Origin of the sequence: Clostridium sp. SHJSY1, from assembly GCF_031626875.1 — a bacterium.
Classification (GTDB): domain Bacteria; phylum Bacillota; class Clostridia; order Clostridiales; family Clostridiaceae; genus Clostridium.
On record NZ_JANDMF010000024.1, the window covers coordinates 37,117 to 63,441 of the forward strand.

Here is a 26,325-nt window from a genome sequence, read left to right on the forward strand (position 1 = left end):
ATTTAATGTTTATCTGCTATATTTTTTATGGTTTTGTAATGTAAAATTAACAATTATTATATAATTAAAAATTATACTTAGGGGGATTTATTTATGGAATTAAAAAAGTTTGAATGGAATCAGGATTTATACGATAGAATAGAGAAAAAAGTTAATGAAAATATGCCTAATGTGGAAAAATTAAAGGAATATAATATTACAAATTCAGAATATGCTGAGCTTGTTAGAAGTGTTAATGAAGAGTATTTAACTCATGTTGATGGACCATATAAAGGTACAAAATCAGAACAGAAAAATGACAAGTTGTATATTGGAAAGTCTTTAATAAAGAATATTCAAGAAGTAAAATTTTATGGAGATGTAATACAAAAAGCTATTGATGAAGCTAGTGAAAATAATGGTGGTAAAGTTGTAATACCAGGAAATGATAAATCTAATAAACCTAATATTTATTATACAGGAGCTATAACATTAAAAAGTAATGTGGTACTTGAAGTGGAAGAGAATGCTATATTAAGATTCGTTAGAAATAAAACTAATGAATTTTATCCACTAGTGTATACAAGATGGGAAGGTGTTGAAATGATGAACTTCTCTCCATTTATATATTCTTATGAAGCAGAGAATATAGCTATTATTGGGAAAGGTATACTAGATGGTAATGCAGATGAATTTAACTGGATGCCATGGAAGTTTGGATATTTTGGGGAAGAAGATCAACAAATTCAAAGAGATAGATTATTTGAATTAGGTCAAATAAATGCAGATGTAAGAACTGAGAGAATATTTACAGATGATGTTTCAACTATAAGACCACCATTTATTCAACCATATAAATCTAAAAATATATTAATAAAGGATATAAAAATAATAAATTCGCCATTTTGGGAGATGAATCCAGTACTTTGCGAAAATATAAAGGTTGATAATGTAAAAGTTGATACCAATCTATATAATAATGATGGGTTTGATCCAGAGTCATGTAAAGATATGATTGTGGAAAATTGTTATTTCTTAACTGGGGATGACTGTATAGCAATAAAATCAGGAAGAAATAATGAAGGAAGAAACATTGGAGTACCATGTGAAAATATTATAATAAGAAATAATGAATTTAAAGATGGTCATGGTGGAATTACTATTGGAAGTGAAATTTCAGGTGGTGTAAATGATGTATTTGCACATGATAATTATTTTGATAGTAAAGAGTTAGATTATCCAATAAGATTCAAGACTAATGCAGAACGTGGAGGGAAATTAGAAAATATTTATGTTAAGAATAGTACTGTAAATAAATCAAAGATTGCTGTTATACATGCTGACTTTTTTTATGAAGAAGGTATACAAGGAAATCACAAACCTACATTAAGAAACATTACAGTATCAAATGTAAAAACAATTGAAGGTGGAAGTATAGATGCTAAAAATGCCCTATACATAAAAGGATTTGAACATGCACCTATAGAAAATATTCTGTTAGAAGATGCTTCTTTAAATGGTGTTAAAGGTGAAGCTGTACTTCAAAATGTAAAAAATATAACTTTCAAAAATGTTTTTGTTAATGGAAAAATGCTAAAAGATAAAACATTTAGTGTAAATAATGAATTTAAGGAAATATTATAAGGACTGTGGAAAATTTTTATAGTTAATGTATTGAATAATTTATTATATCTAGTATACTTGAATATAGAAAATATTATGAGGTTATAGCATGGAGGGATAATGTTTGATATTATATGATAAAATGGAAAAAGAAAGTGGAAAAGATTATGCTTATAGAGTGCTAAAAGAGAATATAATGTCTTTGGAGCTTAAACCTGGAGAGTTGTTAAGTGAAATTGAACTGTCAGAAAAATTAGGTATATCTAGAACACCTATTAGAGAAGTATTAATGAGACTAAAAAATGAACACTTAATAGAAGTAAAACCTCAATCAGGAACATATGTGTCTTTAATTGATTTAGATTTAGTACATGAGGCTAGATTCATGAGATTTACTTTAGAAGAGAAGGTACTAAAACTTGCTTGCGAAAAATTCAATGAAGAGTTATTTGTTGAATTAGACAAAAATCTATATGCTCAACAAATACTTGCGGATATGGAAGGCGGAGAAAAGGAATTCCATAAGTTAGATAACAGATTTCATGAATTATTTTTCTTAGGGGTAAATAAATCGAATGTTTGGCAAAGTATACTAAATATTAGTACACATTATAATAGAATGAGAATTTTGTCACAAGCTGAGGATCCAAAAAGAGATGTTGTAGAACAACATAGAGAATTCATAGAAGTTATTAAGAATAAAAATATAGATAAAGTTGAATCTTTAATTAGTGAACATATGAAGTATACAAAGAAAAGTTGGGAACATCTTTTAGAGGAAAGCAATGAGACACATAACTTTTTCAAAACAAATAAATAGTTTAAATTAAGGTGCTTATTTTTTAATAGGCATCTTTTTTGTGCAAAAATATTTAAAAATTGAAAAGGGTTGCAAAATTGGTAAAAAAGAGTATAATAAAAAACGAAGCTAGTATACAAGCAAAAAATGTTCGGACAAGCACAAGTTAAAGATTAGCAGATAGATTTTTCTAGAAACTAATTAAATTCTATTATGATGATTATAAGTATTGAAATACTAGTAATCATCTGAAAATTTTTCAGGGTATTTTTAAGTTGGAGGGAAAGATATGAAAAGGAAAGTAACAATCAAAAATATGTTAGGTTATGCATCTATCAACTTCTTAGGAAGTGGAGCACAGTCATTAATATCAGCATTCTTAATGTATTTTTATACAACACTTTGTGGCCTTAGTGCAACTCAAGTTGGGGTAATATTTTCAGTTACAAGATTGATTGATGCAATTGGTAATCCTATAATTGGCTTTATTAGTGATAATTTTGGTAAAACAAGAATGGGAAAAAGATTTGGTAGAAGGAAGTCGTTTACGTTAATTGGAATTCCTTTAACTTTAATAGTATTTCCAATTTTATGGACAACAGGACATTCATATGGGTTTTATTTCTTTATTAATTTAGTTTGGGAAGTTACATTTACTTTAGTTGTTGTTACAGGTACTACATTACCAGCAGAAATGGCAAGAACTGCTGCAGATAAAACAAAACTTGTATCTGCAAAGCAATATTGCGGTACAATAGCTAGTGCCATAGCTACATTTATTCCAGCGCAATTATTTCTTGTATTTGGACAAGATGATTCACAAGCATTCTTATTAACAGGTGTTATATATGGAGTTATTCTTTCATTGTCTCTTGTTGTGTTCTATTTATTAACATTTGAACGTGATCCAAGTGAAATTCAATATTCTGAAGAAGCTAAAGGCGTTGGACAAGTACTTAAAAAGATATTTACTGATATTCCTTCAAGTTTACAAATTAAAACATTTAGATTTCATGCATTAATGATGTTAATAATAGGAATTTATAAGAATTTAGCACAAGGTGTATTTACATACTTTGTAGTATACGTTTTATTATTGAGCTCATCAACTACAGGATTTATCACAAGTGCAAGTACATTGCTTTCATTTATAGGTCTTGCAATAGCAATAACATTATGTTATAAATTTGGAGGTCCAAAAACTTTCAGAGTAGCAGCTGTTGTGGTTATTGCTTCAACTCTTGGTTATCTTGGCTTAATAGGTCTTAAAGGATCGAGTATAATAGTTCCAGCATTAATTGTAGCTGCAGTAATTAATACAATAGGTAAACAAGCGTGTGATTATATTCCGGTGTTCCAATTACCATTTATGGCTGACATAGATGAGGCTGTTACAGGACAAAGAAGAGAGGGTATATTCTCAGGAGTTAATGGATTGTTATCAAAAGTTGCAACTTCAATAGAAGGTTTATTACTTGGTGTAGTGCTAGATGGATTTGGATTTACAAAGGGTGCAAAAGTTCAACCAGATTCAGCTATAACTGGATTAATAATATTATCAGTAGTCACTCCTATAGTATTACTTCTTATTACTTGGTTTATTACCACAAGATTTAACTTAACAAAAGAATCTCATAAGATTTTAGTTGATGAAGTTAATAGAGTAAAAGCTGGTGGAGATAAAGCATTAGCTACAGCTGAAGCAAAAGCTGTTATTAAAGATTTAACAGGATATGACTATGAACATTGTTTTGGAAACAATCATGTAGGATATCATGCTAAAAATACTACAGCTGGAGCATAAAAGCTTTACAAAAATAGAATAATTTATATAAATATATAGTAGATAAATATAATCTTATGTTTATCTACTATAATTTTTTATATACAAATATTTGAAAAGGGTTGCAAATTTAAAAGGAGAGTGTATAATAGAATTATAACTAGTATACAAGATGAGGCTGAATAAAGATTATTACCATTTATTAAAATAAGCTAAATTAAAAACCACTTAGAAAAAACCGTATGTTACATAGAAACCGTCTTTATTTTTCATATGTAATCTTTAGAAAAGTTAAATGTGAAATAGCCTCACTTAGTATACAAGAAAAAATTTAGGGGGAAGACATATGTTAAATAAATTAAAGGAACAAGGAATAGTAGCTGTAATTAGAGCTAAAGATCATGAAGAAGCAATGGGAATCATTGAAGCTTGCCTTAATGGAGGTGTTAAAGCTCTAGAATTAACTTATACAATCCCTAATGTTGTAGAATTAATAAAAAAAGTTAGTGAAAAATATAGTGATGCATTAGTTGGTATAGGTAGTGTATTAAATGGAAAGATGGCTTTAGATGCAATAGAAGCTGGAGCTAAATATGTAGTAAGTCCAGGATATTCAGAAGAAGCCAATACAGTATGTCATTCTAAAGGAGTAGTTTATCTACCAGGTTGTATGACAATCACAGAAGTAATGCATGCTATGGAAAAAGGAAATACAATGGTTAAAATTTTCCCAGGGGAAGTTTTTGGACCTAAATATATAAAAGCATTAAAGGCACCAATTCCTCAGGTTAATGTAATGCCAACAGGTGGTGTAAACATAGATAATGTTGAAGAATGGTTTAAGATGGGAGTTTCTTGCGTAGGTGTAGGTAGTGCATTAACAGGAGCAGGAAGCCTAAAGGATATAGAAAAATTAGCTAAGGAGTTTGTAACGAAGATTGAAAAGATTAGAGCTTAAGCAAGATGGAAAAATTTTAGGTTTTGGAGAAATAATGCTTAGATTAACTCCAGAAAATTCTCAGATGATAATACAAACTAGTAAATTCGATGCCACTTATGCTGGTGGAGAAGCTAATGTAGTTTGTAGTCTTAGCATGTTTGGACATGAAACTAAGATGTTAACAAAGCTTCCAGATAATCCTTTAGGGGAAAAAGTAGTAAGAGACTTAAGCACTTTTGGAGTAGATACAAAGGATATCATTAAAGGTGATGGAAGACTTGGAATATACTTTCTAGAACAGGGAGCTGGACTTAGAAATTCAGAAGTTGTATATGATAGAAAATATTCTTCAATTTCCTTAGCAAACAAGAATGAGTTTAATATTGAAAATATACTTAAAGATGTTAAAGTACTTCATGTTTCAGGCATTACACCAGCATTAAGTAGTGAATTGTTTGAATTCACTTTAGAATTAGTTAAATCTGCTAAAGATAAGGGAATAGTTGTATCTTATGATTCAAATTATAGAGCAAAACTTTGGAGCTTAGAAGATGCAGGAAGGTTTATGGGACAAGTATTGCCTTATGTTGATATAGCATTCCTTGGAATATTGGATTTCAAGAATATTCTAAAGTATCCATTAGAAAAAGAGGAAGAATTTGAAAAAAACTTAGTAGCATTGTATAGCAAGTTATTTGAAAATTATCCTAATTTAAAATTTGCAGCATCTACCAAGAGATGGGTAAATTCCGTAAGCAATAATTCTCTACAAGGATTTTTATTTAATGGAAACACATTAGAAAAGAGTAAGAAATATACCTTTGATATTATAGATAGAGTAGGTGGAGGAGATTCATTTACTGCTGGAGTATTACATGGGCTTTTATCAGAAGACATGAAGGAAGAAGAAATAATAAATTTTGCTACTTGTGCAAGTGTGTTAAAACATAGCATAAAAGGTGATATTAATATGGTTGGTTTAAATCATGTTATGACTCTTATGAATTCAGGAATAGAAAATATCAAAAGATAATTAATATTTCAATAGGAGATGTGAATGTATGAGTAAGATATATAAGTGTTTTCCTCAAGGAAAGTTCAAGGTACTGACGATGAGTTATGATGATGGGAAAATTCCAGATAAAAGATTAATTAAAATCTTTAATGCTAATGGAATTAAGGGAACATTTCATCTGAATTCGGGTTATATGGAAAAGAATGATCCTGCTGTAACCTATTCATATGGAGTAAGAATTCCTAAAGAAGAAATAAAGGAATTATATGAGGGACATGAGGTATCTTGTCATACAGTTACACATCCAACAATAGCAAGATGTCCTATGACTCAAGTAATAAGTGAAGTTTTAGATGATAGAAGAGCATTAGAAGCAATTGTAGGATATCCAGTAAGAGGGTTATCCTATCCAAATGGTTCCTATAATTTAGAAATTGAAAATATGTTAAAGCATGTTGGAATTGAATATTCAAGAATAGTTGGAAATAGTGAGAATTTTGATATGCCAAGAAATTATTATGAATGGAAGGCTACATGTCATCACAATCATAATCTACTAAAGTTAGCAGATGAATTTATTTCTCTAGATAAAAAGCAATATATGTATATGTTTTATGTTTGGGGTCATAGTTATGAATTTGAGAGAGATAATAATTGGAAACTTATAGAGGAGTTTGCTGAGAAAATAGGAAATAAGGAAGATATTTGGTATGCAACTAATATACAAATAGTTGATTATTTAAAGGTTTGTGATAACTTGCAATTTGCAGCAGATGGAAGTTTTGTTTACAATCCTTCAGCAGCATCAGCCTGGATTAGTGTAGATGATGTTGTTTATAAAATCCCTGGAGGAAAACAAGTATCTTTAAATTAATCTGAAATTATAAAAATTAATATAGAAAAAATACATTTATAAGGGAGAGTATACTTATGTTAAAAAAATTAAGTGTTGAATGTTTAAATGCAGAGCAAAAAGCTGTGTATGATAAAGTTGTTGATAGCCCAATTAAAGTTATGCAAATTGGAGAAGGAAACTTTTTAACATCATTCTTTGATTGGATGCTTTATAAGGCAATAGTAGCAGGAAAATATGAAGGTTCAGTAGCACTAACTTGTCCTTTAAATTTTGATCAAAAAATAAATACATTAAAAGAACAAGACATGCTTTATACAGTAACTCAAAGAGGATTTAAAGATAATGTTGAAATAGATGAAAGTGATATAATTTCTGTGTTTTCAAAAGTATTTAACTACAATGTTGACTGGAATTCTTTTATGGAAATTGCTGAACTTGAAAGCTTAGAAGTAATCATATCTAATACTACAGAAGCTGGACTAGCTTACAAGGAAGTTGAACTTGATAAGGTATCAGTTGATGGATTATATCCAGGAAAGTTAACTGCTTTCTTAATGCATAGATTTGAATCTATTAAAGACAAATCAAAGAAATTACTTATCTTCCCATGTGAATTAGTAGATGATAATGGTAAGGTTCTTGAAGAAATGGTTAAAAAGCATGCAGAAAGTTTTGGAACAAGTGCAGAGTTTAAAACTTGGCTTAATGAATCATGTGCATTCTTAAGCAATTTAGTTGATAGAATAGTTCCAGGATTCCCAAGAGAAAACACTCAAGAATATTTTGAAAAGTTAGGATATATTGATAATGCAGCCTCAGTATGTGAACCATTCTTTTTATGGGGAATTGAAGGAAGCGAAGAATATGATAAGATATTACCACTAAAATCGGCTGGATTAAATGTTAAATGGGCAGATTCATTATATGATATCCATTTACTAAAAGTAAGTATATTAAATGGATCACATACTTTAATAACTCCACTTGGAATCTTAAAAGGATTTGAAAGAGTAGATGAGTTAGTTGAAGACCCATCAGAAAAAGCATTCTTAAATGAAGCTTTACAAAATGAAATAATACCATCATTAAAGAATGATGATGCAGAAGAGTATGCTAAGACAATTCTTCAAAGATTTAGAAATCCTCATTTAAAACATAAGCTAGAATCTATATCAATGAATTCAGTATCAAAATTCGTTAATAGAGATTTACCAACTGTTAAGGCTTATATCAAAGATAATAATTCATTACCAAAAAACATGGTAACTGGTCTTGCAGGTCTTCTTAGATTCTATCAAATAGTACAAAAAGAAGACAAATATGTAGGTTATGGTTTTAAAGGACAAGAATATCCAGTATTTGATGTACCAAATGTATTAGAATTTATGAGTAATGTAAATAAAGAATATGCGGTAAAGAATGAAGAATATGTTAGAGCAGTACTTAAGAATGAAGAATTATGGGGAGAAGATTTAACTCAAATTGCAGGATTAAGTGAAGCAGTAAACGAAGCATTAGAAAGTTTGGAGAAGAAGTATGCAAAAGGTAATTAAGATAAATCATGATGATGATGTTGTAGTATTATTAGAAGATTGTAAAGCAGGAGAAATCATCAATAATAGAGATGAAGAAATAAAATTATTAGAAGATGTAGCCAAAGGTCATAAAGTTGCTATAAAGAATATAGAAAAAGGACAAGACATTCTTAAATATGGTTATAGTATAGGAAAAGCTAAAGAAGACATAAAGGTTGGAGAATGGGTTCATTCTCACAACCTTGGTACAGGACTTGGAGAAATATTAGAATATAGCTTCAAGGGAGCTATAGAAGAAAATGTTAAAGAAAATAGTGATATTACGTTCAAAGGATATGTTCGTGATAATGGAGAAGTTGGTATAAGAAATGAAATATGGATTATTAATACAGTAGGTTGTATAAATAAAACATGTGCAATATTAGCTAAAGAAGGAAATAAGCTTATAAATGATAAAGTTGATGGAGTATATCATTTTGAGCATCCATTTGGATGCTCTCAATTAGGAAGTGATTTAGAGAATACTAGAAAGATACTAGCTGACCTTGTAAATCACCCTAATGCAGCAGGAGTACTTGTTGTAGCACTAGGTTGTGAAAATAATACATTAGAAAGTTTTAAAGAACTTCTTGAGCCTATAAATCATGATAGAATTAAGTTCTTAAGAACTCAAGATGTTGAAGATGAAATAGAAGAAGGTAAGAAACTTATTGGAGAATTAGTTGAATATGCTTCTAAGTTTGAACGTGAAGATGTAAATATATCTAAACTAAAAATAGGATTAAAGTGTGGAGGTTCTGATGCATTTTCAGGAGTTACAGCAAATCCATTACTAGGAAGAATTTCAAATACAATAACAGCTTTAGGTGGAACAGCTATACAAACAGAGGTTCCAGAAATGTTTGGAGCTGAAACAATTTTATTTGATAGATCAACAAGTAGAGAAATTTTTGATAAGAGTGTAGATCTTATAAATGACTTTAAAGAATATTTCATAAGATATGACCAAGTTATTTATGAAAATCCTTCACCAGGAAACAAAAAAGGTGGAATAACAACTTTAGAAGAAAAATCCTTAGGTTGTGTTCAAAAAAGTGGTAAAGCTGTAGTGACAGATGTACTAGAATATGGTGATAGAGCTACTAAAACAGGTTTAAACCTAATTTCTGGGCCAGGAAATGATCAATGTGCAGTTACAGTACTTGCAGCATCTGGGGCACATATTGTATTATTTACTACAGGAAGAGGTACTCCATATGGAGGAAATGTTCCAACATTAAAGATTTCAACTAATACAGATCTTTATAATAAAAAGAGAAACTGGATTGATTTTAATGCTGGAGAACTTATAGGTTCAGCTAATCCAGAAAAAATAGATGAAGAGTTCCTTAATTTAATATTAAGAACTGCTTCAGGAGAATATAAGGCAAAAAATGAAGTTAATGATTATAGAGAAATATCTATCTTAAAAGATGGAGTAACATTATAGGAGGGATTCAACATGAAAGAATTCATGGGAGAAGATTTTTTATTATCAAGCGAAACAGCAAAGACACTTTATCATAATTATGCAAAGGATATGCCTATTTTTGATTTTCATTGTCACTTAATACCTGAACAAATTGCAAAGGATATTAAGTATAACAATATTACAGAGATATGGTTATATGGAGATCACTACAAATGGAGAGCTATGAGAAGTTATGGTATTGATGAAAAATATATAACTGGTGATTCAACAGATTTTGAAAAGTTTAAAGCATTTGCTTCAGTAATGCCTTATTTAATAGGTAACCCAATCTATCACTGGTCTCATCTAGAGCTTAGAAGATACTTTGGCGTAACTGAAACATTAAGTGCAAAGAATGCTGAAGAAGTATGGAATAAATGTAATAAAGTAATAAAGAGTGCTGGATTTACAGCAAAGTCAATCATAATGAATTCAAAAGTTAAATACATTGGAACTACTGATGATCCAGCTGATAGCTTAGAATTCCATCAAGAAATAGCTAAGGATAAGAACTTTACATGTGAAGTAAGACCAGCATGGAGACCTGACAAAGCAGTTAAAATAGGTAATGAGGGTTTTGCAGAGTACATTAAAGTATTAGGTGCATCTGAAAATACAACTATTACATCATATAGTGAACTTTTAGAAGTTCTTAAGAAAAGATTACAATTCTTTGTAGATAATGGATGTACAATTACAGACCATGCTATGGATAGAGTTTACTTTAATATAGCTACTGAAGAAGAAGTTGATATAATCTTAAAGAAGGTTTTAAGTGGACAAACTTTAACACAAGATGAAATAGAAAAATATAACACATTAACTATGATTAAATTAACTGAAATGTATCATAGTCATGGAATGGTTCTACAATTACACATTGGAGCTTTAAGAAATAACAATAGTAGAATGTTTAAGAAATTAGGACCAGATGTAGGTTTTGATAGTATTGATGATGGAGAAGTTGCTCAACCTTTAGCAAAATTCTTAGATGCATTAGAATCTCAAGATAAATTACCAAAAACTATACTATACTGCTTAAATCCTAAAGATAATGAAGTTCTTGCAACTATGCTTGGAAACTTCCAAGGTGGTGGAATAGCTGGTAAAATCCAATTCGGATCTGGATGGTGGTTCCTTGACCAAAAAGATGGAATGGTAAAACAAATGACAGCATTATCACAATTAGGACTTATAAGTAAATTTGTAGGAATGCTTACTGATTCACGTAGTTTCCTATCATATACAAGACATGAGTATTTTAGAAGAATACTTTGTAACTACTTAGGTAGTTTGGTTGAAAATGGCGAATATCCAGCTGACATGGAAGTGTTAGGTGATATGGTTAAAGATATCTGTTATAACAATGCAGCAAAATACTTTAAAAATTAAATAAACTATAATTTTTTTAGATCGTCTAAGATTAATTAGGCGGTCTTTTTTTATATGAAATTAGATTTGGGAAAATCATATATTAAAAATTATTTTTAATGTATGTTAATGATTGTGCAATTTATAACAAAGTAATATAATATTCTTAAAATATGCAATTTATAAAGTTGGAGGAAATCATGACCGTAACGATTAAAGATATAGCAAAACATGTAGGGGTATCACATTCTACAGTATCAAGAGCTTTAAATGGATGTAAGGAAGTAAATATAGAGACTAGAGAAAAGATAGTTAAAGCAGCAGAAGAACTAAATTATATTCCTAATATAAATGCTAGAAGTTTAAAACTTGCAAAAGCATATACTATAGGTGTTTTCTTTTCTACAATAGACAAAGGGACATCTGCTTTTGTATTTCAAAATGTCATTAACAGTGTTTATGATAGCATTGATAAAAGATATAATGTAACTGTTAAAGGAATAGATACATATGAGAAAAATACTATTAACCCTAAAAATTATGATGGAATAGTAGTGGTTAGTCAAAAAGAAGAAGATGATGTGTTTATAGAAGAAATTTTAGCAAAGAAGATACCAATGGTAGTTATAAATAGAGAAGTTAACTATGATGTTGTGAATATATTTACAAATGAAATCGTAGCAACAGAAAATGCAGTTGAAGAACTTATAATTAATGGACATAAGAATATTGGTATTATAGAAGGAAAAGAAGGTTTCTTATCAACTAAATTAAGAAGAGCAGGATATATGTCAGCTTTTAATAAGTTTAATATTGAAATAAATAATGATTATGTGACAAATGGAGATTTTACTGTTAGAGGAGGATATTTTGCAGCTAAAAATATAATAGAAAAAGATATTACTGCAATATTTGCATTTAATGATGAAATGGCGGTAGGGGCTATAAAAGCTATAAGAGAAACGGGGTTAAATGTACCAGAAGATATTTCAATTTTAGGTTTTGATGGAACTGAAATAGGAGAATTTTTGACACCTAGTATTGCAACAATAAGAAGACCAGTAGATAGAATAGCCAAGATAGCAACAGAACTATTAATTAAGTTAATTAATAATGAGGAAATAAGCAAGAAAAAAGTATATTTAGAATCTCATTTAGTTATTGGAAATTCCATTAGAAAATTAATCTAGGAATTTTCATAATAATTATTGCAATCGTGTGCAACCAATTATATAATATAAATATAAAGCAAATGAACACGTGTGTAAAATGTGCACAATAAATTTAGATAAGGAGATATTAATTATGGAAATGGAAATTCGTTATTCAAATCATCCATCAGATTCAATGCATTATACTACAGAAGAATTAAGAGAACATTACTTGGTAGAAAAGGTGTTTGTAGAAGAAAAAATTAATTTAGTATATAGTCATAATGACAGAATAATATTTGGTGGGGTTACACCAATAAAGGAAACTTTAAAACTAGGAGTTTGTAAAGAACTTGGTACTGATTATTTCTTAGAAAGAAGAGAGCTTGGAGTAATTAATGTAGGTGGAGAAGGTACTATTATTGTTGACGGCACAGAATATAGCATGGGATATAGAGATGGTCTATATGTTGGACAAGGTGTTAAGGATGTACAATTTAAATCAACTAACCCAGAAAATCCTGCTAAGTTCTATGTTAATTCTGCTCCTGCACTTGTAGCTTATCCAACAGTAAAAATTGGACTAGATAAAGCTAGAAAAGTTAAATGTGGAGAAACAGAAACAGTAAATAAGAGAACAATAAATCAATATATTCATCCAGATGTTTGTCAAAGCTGTCAATTAGTAATGGGATTAACAATATTAGAACCAGGTAGTGTATGGAACACAATGCCTGCACATACTCATGAAAGACGTATGGAGGTTTATTTATATCTTGATATTGCAGATGATCAATGTGTAATGCACTTTATGGGACAAGAAAAAGAAACAAGACACATAGTTATGCATACAGAACAAGCTGTAATTTCACCAAGCTGGTCAATACATTCAGGATGTGGAACTAAGAACTATTCATTCATTTGGGGAATGTGTGGAGAAAACCAAACATTTGATGATATGGATAATATAAAAATAGAAGACTTAAGATAATAAGAAATACTTTAGATAAATGGAGGAGTAAGATTATGTCAAATGTATTAGAACAATTTTCAATGGATTTCTTCTCTTTAAAGGGGAAAGTTGCAATAGTTACTGGTGGTAATACTGGACTTGGACAAGGGTATGCAGTAGCACTTGCAAAGGCAGGAGCAGATTTAGTTATTTCAGCTTTCAATAGTAATTGGGATGAAACTAAAGAATTAATTGAAAAGCAAGGAAGAAAAGTTGTATTTGTACAAGGGGATTTAACTAAAAAGACTGATAGAAAAAACTTAGTAGATACTGCTATGAATGAGTTTGGCAAAATTGATATATTAGTTAACAATGCTGGAACAATAAGAAGAGCTCCAATTCTTGAATATGAAGAGGAAGATTGGAATGCAGTTATGGACATAAACTTAAATTCTGTCTATTTCTTAAGCCAAGAAGTTGCTAAGATAATGGCCAAGCAAAATTCGGGAAAAATTGTAAATGTAGCATCAATGTTGGCATTCCAAGGAGGTAAATTTGTACCACCTTATACAGCAAGTAAACATGGTGTTGCTGGTATTACAAAGGCATTTGCTAATGAATTAGCATGTCATAATATCCAAGTTAATGCAATTGCACCTGGATATATTAAAACTGCAAATACTGCACCAATTAGAGCAGATGAAAAGAGGAACAAGGAAATTCAAGACAGAATCCCAGCTGATAGATGGGCAGAACCATTTGATTTAATGGGGGCTATGGTATTCTTGTGCAGTAGAGCATCTGATTATGTTAATGGACATATACTAGCAGTTGATGGTGGCTGGTTAGTAAGATAATTAACTAAAAATATAAAAAACAAATGTTAAAATAAATAACTATTTCTGATAAAAAATGCTAAAACAATAACTATTTCTGATATAAATAAATCCACTTCAAACTTTGAGATATAAGTTTGAAGTGGATTATTTTTATAGAAAAGAATAATTATCTAAATTGCATTAGAAAATTGGCTGTTATATAAGTTTGTGTAGAAACCATTTTTTAAAAGTAATTCTTCATGCTTACCTTGTTCAATTATTTTACCATCTTTCATAACTAGTATTAAATCAGCTTCACGAATGGTAGAGAGTCTATGAGCAACTATAAAGCTTGTACGACCTTTCATCATTTGATTAAAAGCTTTTTGTATATATGTTTCTGTACGTGTATCTATGCTGCTAGTTGCTTCATCTAATATAAGCATTGGTGGTTTAACAAGCATAATCCTTGCTATACATAATAATTGCTTTTGGCCTTGAGATATATTACTACCATCATCAGAAAGTAAAGTATCATATCCATTTGGAAGCTTCTTTATAAAATCATGAGCATGAGCAGCTTTAGCTGCTTCTATAATTTCATCTAAGGTAGCATTAGGTTTACCATAAGCAATGTTATCTTTAATACTACCAGAATATAACCAAGTATCTTGTAGAACCATGCCATATAGTCCACGAGTACTTTTTCGTGTAATATTTTCAATGTTTGTATTATCAATATTGATTTCTCCAGAATCAATATTATAAAATCTCATAAGCAGATTTATAAGGGTGGTTTTACCACAACCAGTAGGCCCGACAATAGCAATATTTTCACCAGGATTTACTTTCAGATTAAATCCTTCAATAAGTTTTTTATTTTCATTGTAAGAGAAAGAAACATTATTCATTTCTATATATCCAGTACATTCTTTTTTATTTATTGTATCAATTTTATCAGCTTTTTCATCTTCTTCATCAATAACTTCAAAAACTCTTGCTGCAGAGGCTAAGGCAGCTTGAAATTCAGTAACAACACCTGATATTTCATTAAATGGTTTAGTATATTGATTTGCATAAGTTAAGAACGAAGACATTTGACCAATAGTTAATCTTCCATAAATAGCACTTATGGCACCAACTACGCCAACAGCAGCATAAACTATTCCATTAACAAATCTGGTTGAAGGATTTGTTAATGAAGAGTAGAATTGTGCTTTAACTCCATAATTGTATAATCTAGTATTGATTTCTTCAAAACTAGATTGAGCTTTATCTTCATAAGCAAAAGCTTTAACTACTTTTTGATTACCTATCATTTCTTCAATATAACCAGTTAGTTCGCCACGAATAGCTGATTGAGCTTTAAACATAGAGTGGGAATGTTTTGCAATAAATGAAGCTACAAATAATGATAAAGGTGTAATTAAAATAACTACAAAAGTTATTGGAATATTAATTGAAAACATAAATAGGATAGTACCCAAAATTGTTATAATGCCAGTAAATAGTTGTGAAAAGCCTTGTATAAGGCCATCAGATATCTGATCTATATCATTTATAACACGACTTATTAAATCTCCATGAGCATTTTTATCAATATATTTGAGGGGGACAGAATTCAATTTATTAAATGCTTGAATTCTAATATCTTTAACAGTATTATAAGTAATAATATTAGTGCATCTAGTCAAAATTAATTGAAACAATGAACCTATTATTATACTGGTTGCTAGAATGAGTATAATTTTTAATATTCCATGAAAATCAACATTTCCTAGACCTATCATATAATCTATAGCTTTCCCTATTAAAATAGGACTTAGAAGTGTTACAAAAACACTAATTATTGCGCTTAAAAGAGCTATGATTAAATATTTCATATAAGGTCTAATGTAACTTAAAAGTCTTTTTAAAACTGATGATTTCATTAAATAGCCACCTCCTTAACACTTAATTGCGAAGAGTATATTTCTTTATATACTTCACAAGTTTTCATAAGTTCTTCATGATTTCCAATACCTTGAATATCTCCACCATCTAGGACTATTATTTTATCAGCATTTCTTATTGTGCTAGCTCTTTGAGATACTATAATAATTGTTGTATCTTTAGTTTCGGTAGTAATTGCTTCTCTAAGCTTTGCATCTGTAGCAAAATCTAAGGCACTAGCACTGTCATCTAAAATTAAAATTTCAGGATTATTAATAAGTGCTCTAGCTATGGTTAGTCTTTGTTTTTGACCACCTGATAAATTTTTACCACCTTGAGATATAATGGTTTCATAACCTTCAGGAAGTTTTTTAACAAACTCAGAAGCTTGGGCAATTTCTAAAGATTTTTTGATTTCTGCATCTGTAGCATTTTCTAATCCCCAGTATAGATTTTCTCTTATAGTTCCAGAAAATAAAACTGCTTTTTGAGGTACTACTCCTATTTGGGTTCTTAAATCTTTAAGAGCATAGTCTTTAACATCTATGCCATCAATTAAAATAGATCCTTCAGAGACATCATAAAATCTTGGAATTAAATTTACCAAGGTAGATTTACCTGAACCAGTTCCACCTATAATACCAATTATTTCACCTCTATTTATTTTTATAGATAAGTTATTTAGCGATTTTTCATTAGAGTTATCATAAAGAAAAGAAACATTTTTAAATTCTATTTTAGGTGAATCACTAGTATTAGAAGTAGTAGTAAGTTGTTTGTTTTCAGTAATTGTTGATTTAATTTCAAATATTTCATTAACTCTTTTTATAGATGCAAAAGCTTTTGAAAATATAACTATTAAATTTGCAACTACAATTAGTACAAGCAATATGTTAGTCATATAATTTACAAATGCTATTACTTCACCTTGAGTAAGATTACCAGAGTATACATGAAATCCACCAAACCAAAGTAAAATAGCTATAGAAAAATTAATAATTATAGAAGTTAATGGATTTAAAAGTGCAGATATCTTACCAACTGTGATTGATATTGAACTTAATTCATCACTAGCTTCCCTAAATCTTTTCTTTTCACTTTCTTCCTTAGAAAAAGCCCTAACGACTCTGGCACCTTCTAAACTTTCACGAGTAATTAAAGAGATTTTATCAAGTTTTTTTTGAATTAAAGTAAAGAAAGGAATAGATTTACTCATTACCATATAAAGTACGAATGCTATAAAAAATATAGTTGCTATAAAAATTATGGACAATTTCATATTTATCATCATGGACATAACAGTTGAGCCAATAATTAGAAAAGGTGCTCTAACAGCTAATCTTATAAGCATTGCTACTGCAGATTGTATTTGGTTTACATCATTAGTAATACGAGTGATTAATGATGGAGTTCCAATATTATCTATCTCAGAATGAGATAAACTATTTATATGCTTGAATAAATCTTTTCTTATATGAGTACCAATACCTTGAGATGCTACTGAAGCAAAATATTGACAGGTAATGGCAGAGGCTAAGCCTACTACACCTAATAAAATAAGAAGGCCTCCCATTTTAAGAATATAGTTTAGGTCTCTATTCTGGATACCAACATCTATAATCTTAGCCATAACTAAAGGAACAATTAGTTCAAATATGGCTTCTAATAATTTAAATAATGGACCAAGAATTACTTGTTTTTTAAAAAGTTTTAAATAATTTGTTAATTTAAACATATGTCTTCATATCCTTCTATTGTTTAGTTTTCTTATATTGGATATCATTATAACATAGGTATTTATATATTAATAATATCTAGTTTGTATATATAATATATAAAAAAAATATATAGCAAGAGGAGAAGAATGTGGATATAAAGAAATTAACATATTTTGTTACTATTGTTGAAGAAGGAAATATTAGTGCTGCATCAAAAAAATTACATATAGCACAACCACCTTTAAGCAATCAGTTAAAAATTCTTGAAGAGGAACTTGGGATTAAACTCATGGAAAGAGGAGCAAGAAATATAACATTAACTGAAGGTGGAAAATTATTATACAAAAGGGCAAAAAATATAATAGAACTTACTGAAACTACAAAGAAGGAACTAGAAGATTTTGAAAATGGTGAAAAAGGAATATTTTCATTAGGAACAGTATCATCTTCAGGAGCTATTTTACTAAGTCGGAGAGTAATTAAATTTCATAAAGATTATCCTAGAATATCTTTTAATATTCATGAAGGAAATACATATGAATTATTAGAATTATTAACAGCTGGTATAATTGAAATGGCAATTGTCAGAACTCCATTTAAGATGGATAAGGTTAATGGAATATTTTTAGATGAAGAGCCTATGATTGCAGTTATGAGAAAGGATTTAGATTGGGATAGTGATAAATTGGAAATAAAATTGAAATCCTTGGAAAACAAACCCGTTATATTATATAGAAGATTGAAAAGTTTAATAGTATCTTCTTGTAATAAAGAAGGTTTTGAACCAACAATATTTTGTGAAAATGATGATGCAAGAACAACATTGATGTGGGCACAAGCGGGGCTTGGTATTGCATTAATCCCTAAGTCTATATTTAATATAATCAATGATGAAAATATGATTTATAAAATTATTAATGATAAAGATCTTAATACAAAGATAGGTGCCATATGGATGAAAAACAGATATCTTTCATCTATTGCAAAAAGTTTTATAAAAGTTTTCAAAGAATGAGAGGATTAAATTTAAATGAGAATAAATAAACTTCTTAGTAATTATGGAATTTGTTCACGAAGAGAAGCTAATAGAATTATTGAAGATGGAAGAATAATAGTAAATGGAGAACTGTGCATACCTGGACAGTGGGTAGAAGAGGATGATGAAATATTTCTTGATAATATGCCTATAAAAAAAAGGGATAAAGTATATATACTTTTAAATAAACCAGTTGGAGTTACTTGTACTGCAGCAGAAGCAGTTGAAAATAATATAATAGACTATATTAATTATACAGAATATATTTTCCCAGTAGGTAGATTAGATAAGGAATCTCAAGGGTTAATATTACTTACAAATGATGGTGAACTGGCAAGTAAAATTTTGGAGTCAGATAATTATCATGAAAAAGAATATATAGTTACTTTGAATAAAACATATGATGAATTATTTTTAGAAGGAATGGCTTCTGGGGTTCAGATAGGTGATGTTAAAACTAGGCCTTGTGTTTTAAAGAGAGTTGATGATTTTAATTATTCAATTATATTAACTCAAGGACTTAATAAGCAAATTAGAAAAATGAGTAAAGCTTTTGGATATGATGTGGTAAAGCTTAAGAGAATTAGAATAATAAATTTAAAAATTGATGGACTGAAATATGGCAAATGGCGTTATTTAAGCTTTTCGGAGATAAATGAAATTGGCTCATTACTAAACTAATAATGAGCCATTTAAACTTATATTTTAACTAAATAATGTTACAAAAACTAAAGTCAAGGTGCTTACAAGTTTTATAAGAACATGAAGGGATGGTCCAGCTGTATCCTTAAAAGGATCACCAACAGTATCACCAACTACACTAGCTTTATGAGCTTCAGAATTTTTTCCGCCATGTTCACCTAACTCTATAAGTTTTTTTGCATTATCCCATGCACCACCACCATTATTTAAGAATAGGGCCATAATGACTCCAGCAATTGTAGTTATCATAAGAAAGGCGCCAGCAGCTTCCTTGCCTAAAAGTATCCCAACTATCACAGGAGTAAATATAACTAATATTCCTGGAAGAATCATTTCCTTTAAGGCTCCTTTGGTAACTATATCAACACAACTAGCATAATCAGGTTTTGAAGTTCCACTCATTATTCCTGGAATTGCTTTAAATTGTCTTCTAACCTCTAGTATTACATATTGAGCAGCTCTTCCAACAGCTCTTATAGCAGTAGAGCTAAACAAAAATACTATCATAGCACCAATAAATCCACCTATAAATACTTCAGGTTTTCCAATATCAATAGAAAACCAAGAATCTAAAGGTTGATTAAGTATTTTTTTAACTTCATCTAGGTATGCAGAGAATAGAAGGAATGTTGCAAGAGCAGCTGATCCTACTGCATATCCTTTGGTTAAGGCTTTTGTAGTATTTCCGCATGCATCTAATCTATCTGTAACTCTTCTTATTTCTTCAGGAGCGCCAGACATTTCTGTAATACCACCAGCATTATCAGTTATAGGTCCAAATGTATCCATAGCAAGAATATATGTGCAAGTTGATAACATTCCCATAGTAGCTATAGCTGTACCATATAAGCCAGCATTTGCAACCCCAGGCATAGCTAAGTCACCTAATTTATAAGCTACAAAAATACAAAGAGATATGAATAATACAGGTAAAGCAGTAGATTCCATACCAACAGAAAGACCAGTTATTATATTAGTAGCAGCTCCTGTTTCAGAAGATTTTGCAATATCTTTTACAGGTTTGCGGTTTATTGAGGTGTAGTAATCAGTAATAAGAACAAAGACATAACTAAGAAATACACCTGCAAATACACAGCCATATAGATACAAATAATTTACACTAGTTCCATTGGAAAGTGTTCCACTTAACATATTCTTAACTACAAAAAATAGTATTATTAAGTTTAATACAGAAGTAATAAAGAATCCTCTAGTTAAAGCTTTCATAGGATCATCTTTATCATCCTTTACTTTAACAGTAAATATACCAATTATTGAAGCAATTATACCAAAAGCACGAGCAACAAGCGGAAATAATATCCCTTTCCATCCAAATATAGGATATAAGCCAACACCTAAAATCATAGCACCTATATTTTCAGCAGCTGTAGATTCGAAAAGATCAGCTCCTCTACCAGCACAGTCACCAACATTATCACCAACTAAATCAGCTATAACAGCAGGATTTCTAGGGTCATCTTCTGGAATACCAGCTTCAACTTTGCCTACAAGATCTGCCCCTACGTCAGCAGCTTTTGTATATATTCCACCTCCAAGCTGTGCAAAAAGAGCTACAAAGGAAGCGCCAAAGCCAAAGCCAACTATAAGAGAGGGAGCTTCTTTAATTAGATTAGCATCACCAGATAAACCTCCATATATTAAAAATAATGAAGCAACACCAAAAAGTGATAAGGCTGTAACAGCAAGTCCTGTAACTGCACCACCTTTAAGTGCTATTTGTAGAGCATGATTTAGTCCTTTTTTTGCTCCAGCTGCAGCTCTTATATTAGAATTAACAGCCATATACATACCTATATAACCTGATAAAGCAGAACAAAATGCACCTGTTATAAAAGCTATACCAATGTGAATGGAAATAGATATAGCAGAACCAGAACCTTTTGATTGGTTGCCTAAATAATTACAAAAAACAATTAGAGCTAGTGCTACAAGAGACAAAATAGCTATAGTTTTATATTGTCTTTTTATAAAAGCCATAGCTCCTTCTTTAATATAATTTGAAATTTCTTGCATCTTTTTTGTGCCTTTATCTTGTGAAAAGGTGTATTTAGATAAATAGGCAATTACAGCAATTGAAATAAGTATAACTCCGTAAATTATAAGTAAGTAGGACAGCATAAAAACATCTCCTTGATTACAAAATATGGTTACACTTATATTATACAAGCTATATGAAGAAATATTACAAAAACAAATTGTAATGAGAATTATGTAATAAGAAAAGTAAAATAAATATTAATTTATGTATTGACTTCCATGTAATAGTAAAATACAATGTAAAGTAAATGAAAATCAATATCAATTAAGGAGGCGAAGTAAAATATGAATTTAATCATTACTTTACTTATTGTAACAATTTTATCTTTAATCTTTACAACAAATATAAAAAAGCATGCATATGCATATTATGCTGTAGCTGCAATTATTGCTATTAGTACTTCGATTTATGAAATATTAAGAATGACATCAAATTTAAAACTAGGTGGATTTATTCTTACACTTGAAAAGGTCTCAATAAAAGGAATAATAGCTATTTCATTTTTTATTCTAGTAATGTATGCAGGTGCATTAATTCCTAAATGGAAAGTTGCTAGAAAATTATTAACTATTAGAGCAGAGTTAGCCATATTAGGATCTATATTTATGTTACCTCATGGAATTATATACTTTGCACGATTTATAATACTTAAATTACCTAAGATACTTAGTGAAGGAACAGCATCAGCATTATATTTAGGTTATATAGCTGTTGGAATTATAGGATTTTTATTAATGATTCCTTTGTTTATTACATCAATAAAAAAAGTAAGAAGAAAAATGAATCCAGTTAAGTGGAAGAAACTTCAGAGATGGGCATATGCATTTTATTTTTTAGCTTATCTTCATATAATACTTATATTATTTAATGGTAAAAACTTAGATTGGACAAGGTTATCTGTGTATACTCTTATTTTTGGATTATATACAATCTTGAGATTATTTAAGTACAAAAAAAGAAAACAACCTAAGCTAGCAATTAACTAGTGAATAATGATTTTTAGTTGGAGTGGATGAATTTGATATTAATTACAATAGAGCTTGTTTTATTATTACTAGTGATTTTTATGCTAATTTTAATAATTTCTACAAGAAATAATAAAGATACTTTAACAGAAAAGCGTTTTTATGTGCTTGGAACAATAATATATTTAAAGGCTTTTGGGAAAAAAAGTGAAAGTGCTATTAAAGAAGCTTTTGATTATCTTATTGATATTGACAATAGGATGTCAGCATTTAAAGATGATAGTGAAATTTCAATAATAAATAAAAATGCTGGAATAAAGGCGAAAACTGTAAGTAGTGATACTTTTTCTCTAATTGAAGAAGCAATTAAGTATAGTGAATTGTCTGAGGGAGCTTTTGATCCTACAATAAGGCCAGTAGTTTCACTTTGGGGAATAGGAACAAAATCTGAAAGAAAACCAAAGAAAGATGAAATACAAGAGAAATTAAAATTAGTTAATTATAAAGATATTATTCTTAATAAAAAAGACAATTCTGTTGGACTTAAAAACAAATATCAATCAATTGATCTTGGTGGCATAGCAAAAGGATATGCTACAGATGAAATAACAAAAATATTTAAAAAGAATGGTATAAAAACTGCCATTATAGATCTTGGTGGAAATATTTTTGTTCTAGGGAATAAAAATAATGGGACAAGTTGGAATGTTGGAATTCAAGATCCTATTAGAGGTCGTGGAGAACATGTAGGGGTGCTTAGTTTGAAGGATAAATCAGTAGTTACATCTGGAAATTATGAAAGATTTTTTATAAAGGAAAATGAAAAATTTCATCATATAATTGATCCAAGTACAGGATATCCATTAAAAAGTAATGTTTTAAGTGCAACTATAATTTCTGATAAATCAATAGATGGTGATGGCCTATCAACAGGGGTTTATATTATGGGAATTGAGAAAGCTAGAAATCTTATAGAATCTATTTCTGGAATAGATGCAATATTTATAACAGAAGATAAAAATGTATATATAACCTCTGGAATAAAGGAAAACTTTATAGTAACTAATGAGGAGTACATTTTGAATTAAGAGCATAATTAAAGGAGCTATATAAATGCTAAAAAAGATAAAGAAAATGCAAATATTTAGACATATTATACAATTAATAATGTTTATTCTATCACCTGGGCTATATATTTTAGCTTTCAGTGAATTTAAAAAAATATATCAAATGATTATTAATGGTAAATTTGTATTTGTACAAGTCTTTCCAACACTGATAGAGTTTATTAGTGTTATTTTAATAACTATGTTATTGGGGAGATTTTTCTGTGGATGGGTTTGTACATTTGGAGCATATAATGATTTTATTCATTTACTTTCTAAAAAAGTTTTTAAAGTTAAATTTAAAGTCAATGAAAAGGTTGATTCCGTTTTAAAATATATGAAATTTGTAGTTTTATTTATACTTATGGTAGTATCTTGGACTATTGGAAGTAATATTTTTAACGGGACAAGCCCATGGGATGCTTTTGCCCAAATAACCGACTTCTCATATGTTATAACTAACTTACTAATAGGTTTTATACTTTTAACTTTAATAACAATTGGAGCTTTTTTTGTTGAAAGATTCTTTTGTAGATATTTATGTCCACTTGGAGCAATATTTACTGTATGTTCTAGAGTGAGTTTATTTAAAATTAATAAACCAGGAGAAAAATGTGGAAAATGCAGAATGTGCACTACAAATTGTTCTATGGGATTGCCTTTATATACTATGGAGTCAGTTCGTGGAGGAGAATGTATTAATTGTTTAAAATGTCTTGAAGTATGTCCTAGAAAAAATACAAAAGGGAATATAATTGATCAAGACATTACTCTAGTATTAGCTAGTTCAATTGCTATAGCAACATTTGCAGGAGTATATGGATTAACTAATTTTACAGGAAAAGTTTTAGAGGAAAAAGGAATAACTGCATCAGCTGATATGAATAATGCAGAGTCAAAATATAAAGATGGGACTTATATTGGAACAGGAAAAGGTTTTAGAGGAGGTACAACAACTATATCAGTTACAATAAGTCAAGGAAAAATTGCTAGCATTGAAACAGTATCTCAAGAGGATACTCCAGATTTTTATGAAAAAGCGATAGGGGTTATATCAAAAGAAATACTTTCAGCTCAATCAACTGAAGTGGATGTAGTATCAGGTGCAACATATAGTTCAAATGGAATCATTGAAGCTGTAGAGAATGCGTTGTCTCAAGCTCTATTAGTATCTGAAGTAAAGGAGACAAATAATTCTGATAGTAATAAAACTGTAAATAATGCAGGTTATAAAGATGGAACATACACAGGTGTAGGAACAGGATTTAATGGAGCAACAACAAAGCTTGCAGTTACAATAAGTGATGGCAAAATTTCAAATATGGAAACAGTATCTAGTGGAGATACTCCAGATTTTTACGATAGAGCAATAAAAGTTATATCAAAAGAAATACTTTCAAGCCAGTCAACAGAAGTAGATATAGTATCAGGTGCAACTTATAGTTCAAAAGGGATTATTGAAGCAGTACGAGATGCATTAAACCAAGCTTCAGGTAAGCCAGCAAGTGATAAAGAAAGTAAAGTTAGTGAGAATGATAATCATAATGTAGGTTCTAATAAGACTGTTATAATTGATGGTAATTTTGCTGATGGAACATATACAGGTGTAGGGACAGGGTTTAATGGAGCAACAACAAAAGTTTCAGTTACTATAAGGGGTGGTAAAATTGCTACAATTGATACAATATCAAATGGTGATACTCCTGAATTCTATGAGAGGGCAAGCAAAGTTATACCAGGGGAAATAATATCTACACAATCAACATCTGTAGATGTAGTATCAGGAGCAACATATAGTTCAAAAGGAATTATTCAGGCAGTAGAAGATGCATTAAGCAAAGCTTCTACTAAGTTTAAAGCTACTATTAAACCTGTATCAAGTGGAAGTGGCACAAATAATGGTAATAATGATCCTCATAAAGACGGTATAGTGATTGAGCCTAATACAAAGTTTAAAGACGGAACTTACACAGGAATAGGGACAGGCTTTATGGGAGCAAAAACTAATATATCAGTTATTATAAGTGGTGGTAAAATTATTAACATTCAAACAATATCACAAGGAGATACAGCAAGTTTTTATGAAAGAGCCATAGGAACAATAGCAAATAAAATAATATCTGCCCAATCAACATCTGTAGATGTAGTATCAGGGGCAACTTATAGTTCAAAAGGAATAATCGCTGCAGTTAATGATGCTCTTAGTAAAGCTGTTATAAATCAAACACCAACATCAGAATTAACACCAGAACTTGATAAAGGGTATAAAGATGGAGCTTATACAGGCACAGGAATAGGATTTAGAGGGGCGATAACAAAGATATCAGTTACAGTAAGTGGTGGGAAAGTAGCCAAAATTGAAACGGTATCACATGGGGATACTCCAAGATTCTATGAAAAAACAATAGGAACAATAACAAAAGAGATAATGGAAAAACAATCAACAAAAGTAGATGTAGTATCAGGAGCAACATA

General features: G+C 29.7%; 20 protein-coding genes. 17 read left to right on the plus strand and 3 right to left on the minus strand.

Annotated elements, in window-relative coordinates:
* Positions 1-93 precede the first annotated feature (93 nt).
* The 12 genes from NNC19_RS12190 to kduD all read left to right on the plus strand — a co-directional run bounded on the left by NNC19_RS12190 (position 94) and on the right by kduD (position 14,371).
* Positions 94-1,623, plus strand: a complete 1,530-nt coding sequence (locus tag NNC19_RS12190; protein WP_310938934.1) for a glycoside hydrolase family 28 protein — start codon at positions 94-96, stop codon at positions 1,621-1,623.
* A 103-nt stretch (positions 1,624-1,726) separates the two neighbouring features.
* Positions 1,727-2,422, plus strand: a complete 696-nt coding sequence (locus tag NNC19_RS12195; RefSeq protein WP_310938935.1) for a GntR family transcriptional regulator — start codon at positions 1,727-1,729, stop codon at positions 2,420-2,422.
* A 268-nt stretch (positions 2,423-2,690) separates the two neighbouring features.
* Positions 2,691-4,205 (plus strand): MFS transporter, encoded by a 1,515-nt coding sequence (locus tag NNC19_RS12200; protein ID WP_310938936.1) that lies wholly within the window; start codon positions 2,691-2,693, stop codon positions 4,203-4,205.
* Positions 4,206-4,530: 325 nt separating this feature from the next.
* Positions 4,531-5,142, plus strand: a complete 612-nt coding sequence (locus NNC19_RS12205; RefSeq protein WP_310938937.1) for a bifunctional 2-keto-4-hydroxyglutarate aldolase/2-keto-3-deoxy-6-phosphogluconate aldolase — start codon at positions 4,531-4,533, stop codon at positions 5,140-5,142.
* Positions 5,123-6,157, plus strand: coding sequence for a sugar kinase (locus NNC19_RS12210; protein WP_310938938.1), 1,035 nt, complete (start codon positions 5,123-5,125; stop codon positions 6,155-6,157). Before NNC19_RS12205 ends, NNC19_RS12210 begins: the two co-directional genes overlap by 20 nt.
* A 28-nt stretch (positions 6,158-6,185) precedes the next feature.
* Positions 6,186-7,013: a polysaccharide deacetylase family protein gene (locus tag NNC19_RS12215; protein ID WP_310938939.1), complete on the plus strand. Its 828-nt coding sequence runs from the start codon at positions 6,186-6,188 to the stop codon at positions 7,011-7,013.
* A gap of 56 nt (positions 7,014-7,069) precedes the next feature.
* Positions 7,070-8,548, plus strand: a complete 1,479-nt coding sequence (locus NNC19_RS12220) for a tagaturonate reductase (RefSeq protein ID WP_310938940.1) — start codon at positions 7,070-7,072, stop codon at positions 8,546-8,548.
* Complete coding sequence (locus NNC19_RS12225) at positions 8,532-10,019, plus strand: altronate dehydratase family protein (protein WP_310938941.1); 1,488 nt, start codon at positions 8,532-8,534, stop codon at positions 10,017-10,019. Before NNC19_RS12220 ends, NNC19_RS12225 begins: the two co-directional genes overlap by 17 nt.
* A gap of 12 nt (positions 10,020-10,031) precedes the next feature.
* The gene (gene uxaC / locus NNC19_RS12230) at positions 10,032-11,432 is read left to right on the plus strand and encodes a glucuronate isomerase (RefSeq protein ID WP_310938942.1); all 1,401 of its coding nucleotides are present in this window, start codon (positions 10,032-10,034) and stop codon (positions 11,430-11,432) included.
* Between the two features lie 179 nt (positions 11,433-11,611).
* The gene (locus NNC19_RS12235) at positions 11,612-12,601 is read left to right on the plus strand and encodes a LacI family DNA-binding transcriptional regulator (protein WP_310938943.1); all 990 of its coding nucleotides are present in this window, start codon (positions 11,612-11,614) and stop codon (positions 12,599-12,601) included.
* 115 nt (positions 12,602-12,716) lie between these two features.
* Entirely contained in the window at positions 12,717-13,553 is an 837-nt protein-coding gene (gene kduI / locus NNC19_RS12240; RefSeq protein ID WP_310938944.1) for a 5-dehydro-4-deoxy-D-glucuronate isomerase, read from the plus strand.
* A 35-nt stretch (positions 13,554-13,588) separates the two neighbouring features.
* Positions 13,589-14,371, plus strand: a complete 783-nt coding sequence (kduD, locus tag NNC19_RS12245; protein WP_310938945.1) for a 2-dehydro-3-deoxy-D-gluconate 5-dehydrogenase KduD — start codon at positions 13,589-13,591, stop codon at positions 14,369-14,371.
* A gap of 152 nt (positions 14,372-14,523) precedes the next feature.
* On the opposite strand, the gene NNC19_RS12250 is transcribed toward kduD, so the two are convergent.
* Complete coding sequence (locus NNC19_RS12250) at positions 14,524-16,263, minus strand: ABC transporter ATP-binding protein (RefSeq protein WP_310938946.1); 1,740 nt, start codon at positions 16,261-16,263, stop codon at positions 14,524-14,526.
* Positions 16,263-17,999: an ABC transporter ATP-binding protein gene (locus NNC19_RS12255; protein ID WP_310938947.1), complete on the minus strand. Its 1,737-nt coding sequence runs from the start codon at positions 17,997-17,999 to the stop codon at positions 16,263-16,265. Before NNC19_RS12255 ends, NNC19_RS12250 begins: the two co-directional genes overlap by 1 nt.
* Positions 18,000-18,130: 131 nt before the next feature.
* Between NNC19_RS12255 and NNC19_RS12260 the strand changes: the two genes are divergently transcribed.
* Positions 18,131-18,997 (plus strand): LysR family transcriptional regulator, encoded by an 867-nt coding sequence (locus tag NNC19_RS12260; RefSeq protein WP_310938948.1) that lies wholly within the window; start codon positions 18,131-18,133, stop codon positions 18,995-18,997.
* 15 nt (positions 18,998-19,012) lie between these two features.
* On the plus strand, positions 19,013-19,699 hold the full coding sequence (locus NNC19_RS12265) for a pseudouridine synthase (RefSeq protein ID WP_310938949.1): 687 nt from the start codon (positions 19,013-19,015) through the stop codon (positions 19,697-19,699).
* A gap of 24 nt (positions 19,700-19,723) precedes the next feature.
* Here the strand turns inward: NNC19_RS12265 and NNC19_RS12270 are convergent, their stop codons facing one another.
* On the minus strand, positions 19,724-21,859 hold the full coding sequence (locus NNC19_RS12270) for a sodium-translocating pyrophosphatase (RefSeq protein ID WP_310938950.1): 2,136 nt from the start codon (positions 21,857-21,859) through the stop codon (positions 19,724-19,726).
* Positions 21,860-22,063: 204 nt separating this feature from the next.
* Here NNC19_RS12270 and NNC19_RS12275 point away from each other — a divergent pair, with 204 nt between their 5' ends.
* From NNC19_RS12275 to NNC19_RS12285, 3 genes are all read left to right on the plus strand, one after another.
* A complete protein-coding gene (locus NNC19_RS12275; protein ID WP_310938951.1) occupies positions 22,064-22,765 on the plus strand; it encodes a ferric reductase-like transmembrane domain-containing protein in 702 nt (233 codons plus the stop codon).
* A gap of 26 nt (positions 22,766-22,791) precedes the next feature.
* Complete coding sequence (locus NNC19_RS12280; RefSeq protein WP_396136419.1) at positions 22,792-23,832, plus strand: FAD:protein FMN transferase; 1,041 nt, start codon at positions 22,792-22,794, stop codon at positions 23,830-23,832.
* A gap of 25 nt (positions 23,833-23,857) precedes the next feature.
* A partial coding sequence (locus tag NNC19_RS12285; protein ID WP_310938953.1) for an FMN-binding protein occupies positions 23,858-26,325 on the plus strand: 2,468 nt, incomplete at its 3' end.

What these genes read in the sequence shown, in the direction of transcription:
- kduI (WP_310938944.1), top strand. Translation starts at nt 12,717, where the DNA reads ATGGAAATGGAAATTCGTTATTCAAATCATCCATCAGATTCAATGCAT.
- NNC19_RS12255 (WP_310938947.1), bottom strand. Translation starts at nt 17,999, where the DNA reads ATGTTTAAATTAACAAATTATTTAAAACTTTTTAAAAAACAAGTAATT.
- NNC19_RS12235 (WP_310938943.1), top strand. Translation starts at nt 11,612, where the DNA reads ATGACCGTAACGATTAAAGATATAGCAAAACATGTAGGGGTATCACAT.
- NNC19_RS12275 (WP_310938951.1), top strand. Translation starts at nt 22,064, where the DNA reads ATGAATTTAATCATTACTTTACTTATTGTAACAATTTTATCTTTAATC.
- kduD (WP_310938945.1), top strand. Translation starts at nt 13,589, where the DNA reads ATGTCAAATGTATTAGAACAATTTTCAATGGATTTCTTCTCTTTAAAG.
- NNC19_RS12220 (WP_310938940.1), top strand. Translation starts at nt 7,070, where the DNA reads ATGTTAAAAAAATTAAGTGTTGAATGTTTAAATGCAGAGCAAAAAGCT.
- NNC19_RS12200 (WP_310938936.1), top strand. Translation starts at nt 2,691, where the DNA reads ATGAAAAGGAAAGTAACAATCAAAAATATGTTAGGTTATGCATCTATC.
- NNC19_RS12190 (WP_310938934.1), top strand. Translation starts at nt 94, where the DNA reads ATGGAATTAAAAAAGTTTGAATGGAATCAGGATTTATACGATAGAATA.
- NNC19_RS12225 (WP_310938941.1), top strand. Translation starts at nt 8,532, where the DNA reads ATGCAAAAGGTAATTAAGATAAATCATGATGATGATGTTGTAGTATTA.
- NNC19_RS12215 (WP_310938939.1), top strand. Translation starts at nt 6,186, where the DNA reads ATGAGTAAGATATATAAGTGTTTTCCTCAAGGAAAGTTCAAGGTACTG.
- NNC19_RS12265 (WP_310938949.1), top strand. Translation starts at nt 19,013, where the DNA reads ATGAGAATAAATAAACTTCTTAGTAATTATGGAATTTGTTCACGAAGA.
- NNC19_RS12205 (WP_310938937.1), top strand. Translation starts at nt 4,531, where the DNA reads ATGTTAAATAAATTAAAGGAACAAGGAATAGTAGCTGTAATTAGAGCT.
- uxaC (WP_310938942.1), top strand. Translation starts at nt 10,032, where the DNA reads ATGAAAGAATTCATGGGAGAAGATTTTTTATTATCAAGCGAAACAGCA.
- NNC19_RS12270 (WP_310938950.1), bottom strand. Translation starts at nt 21,859, where the DNA reads ATGCTGTCCTACTTACTTATAATTTACGGAGTTATACTTATTTCAATT.
- NNC19_RS12250 (WP_310938946.1), bottom strand. Translation starts at nt 16,263, where the DNA reads ATGAAATCATCAGTTTTAAAAAGACTTTTAAGTTACATTAGACCTTAT.
- NNC19_RS12280 (WP_396136419.1), top strand. Translation starts at nt 22,792, where the DNA reads ATGAATTTGATATTAATTACAATAGAGCTTGTTTTATTATTACTAGTG.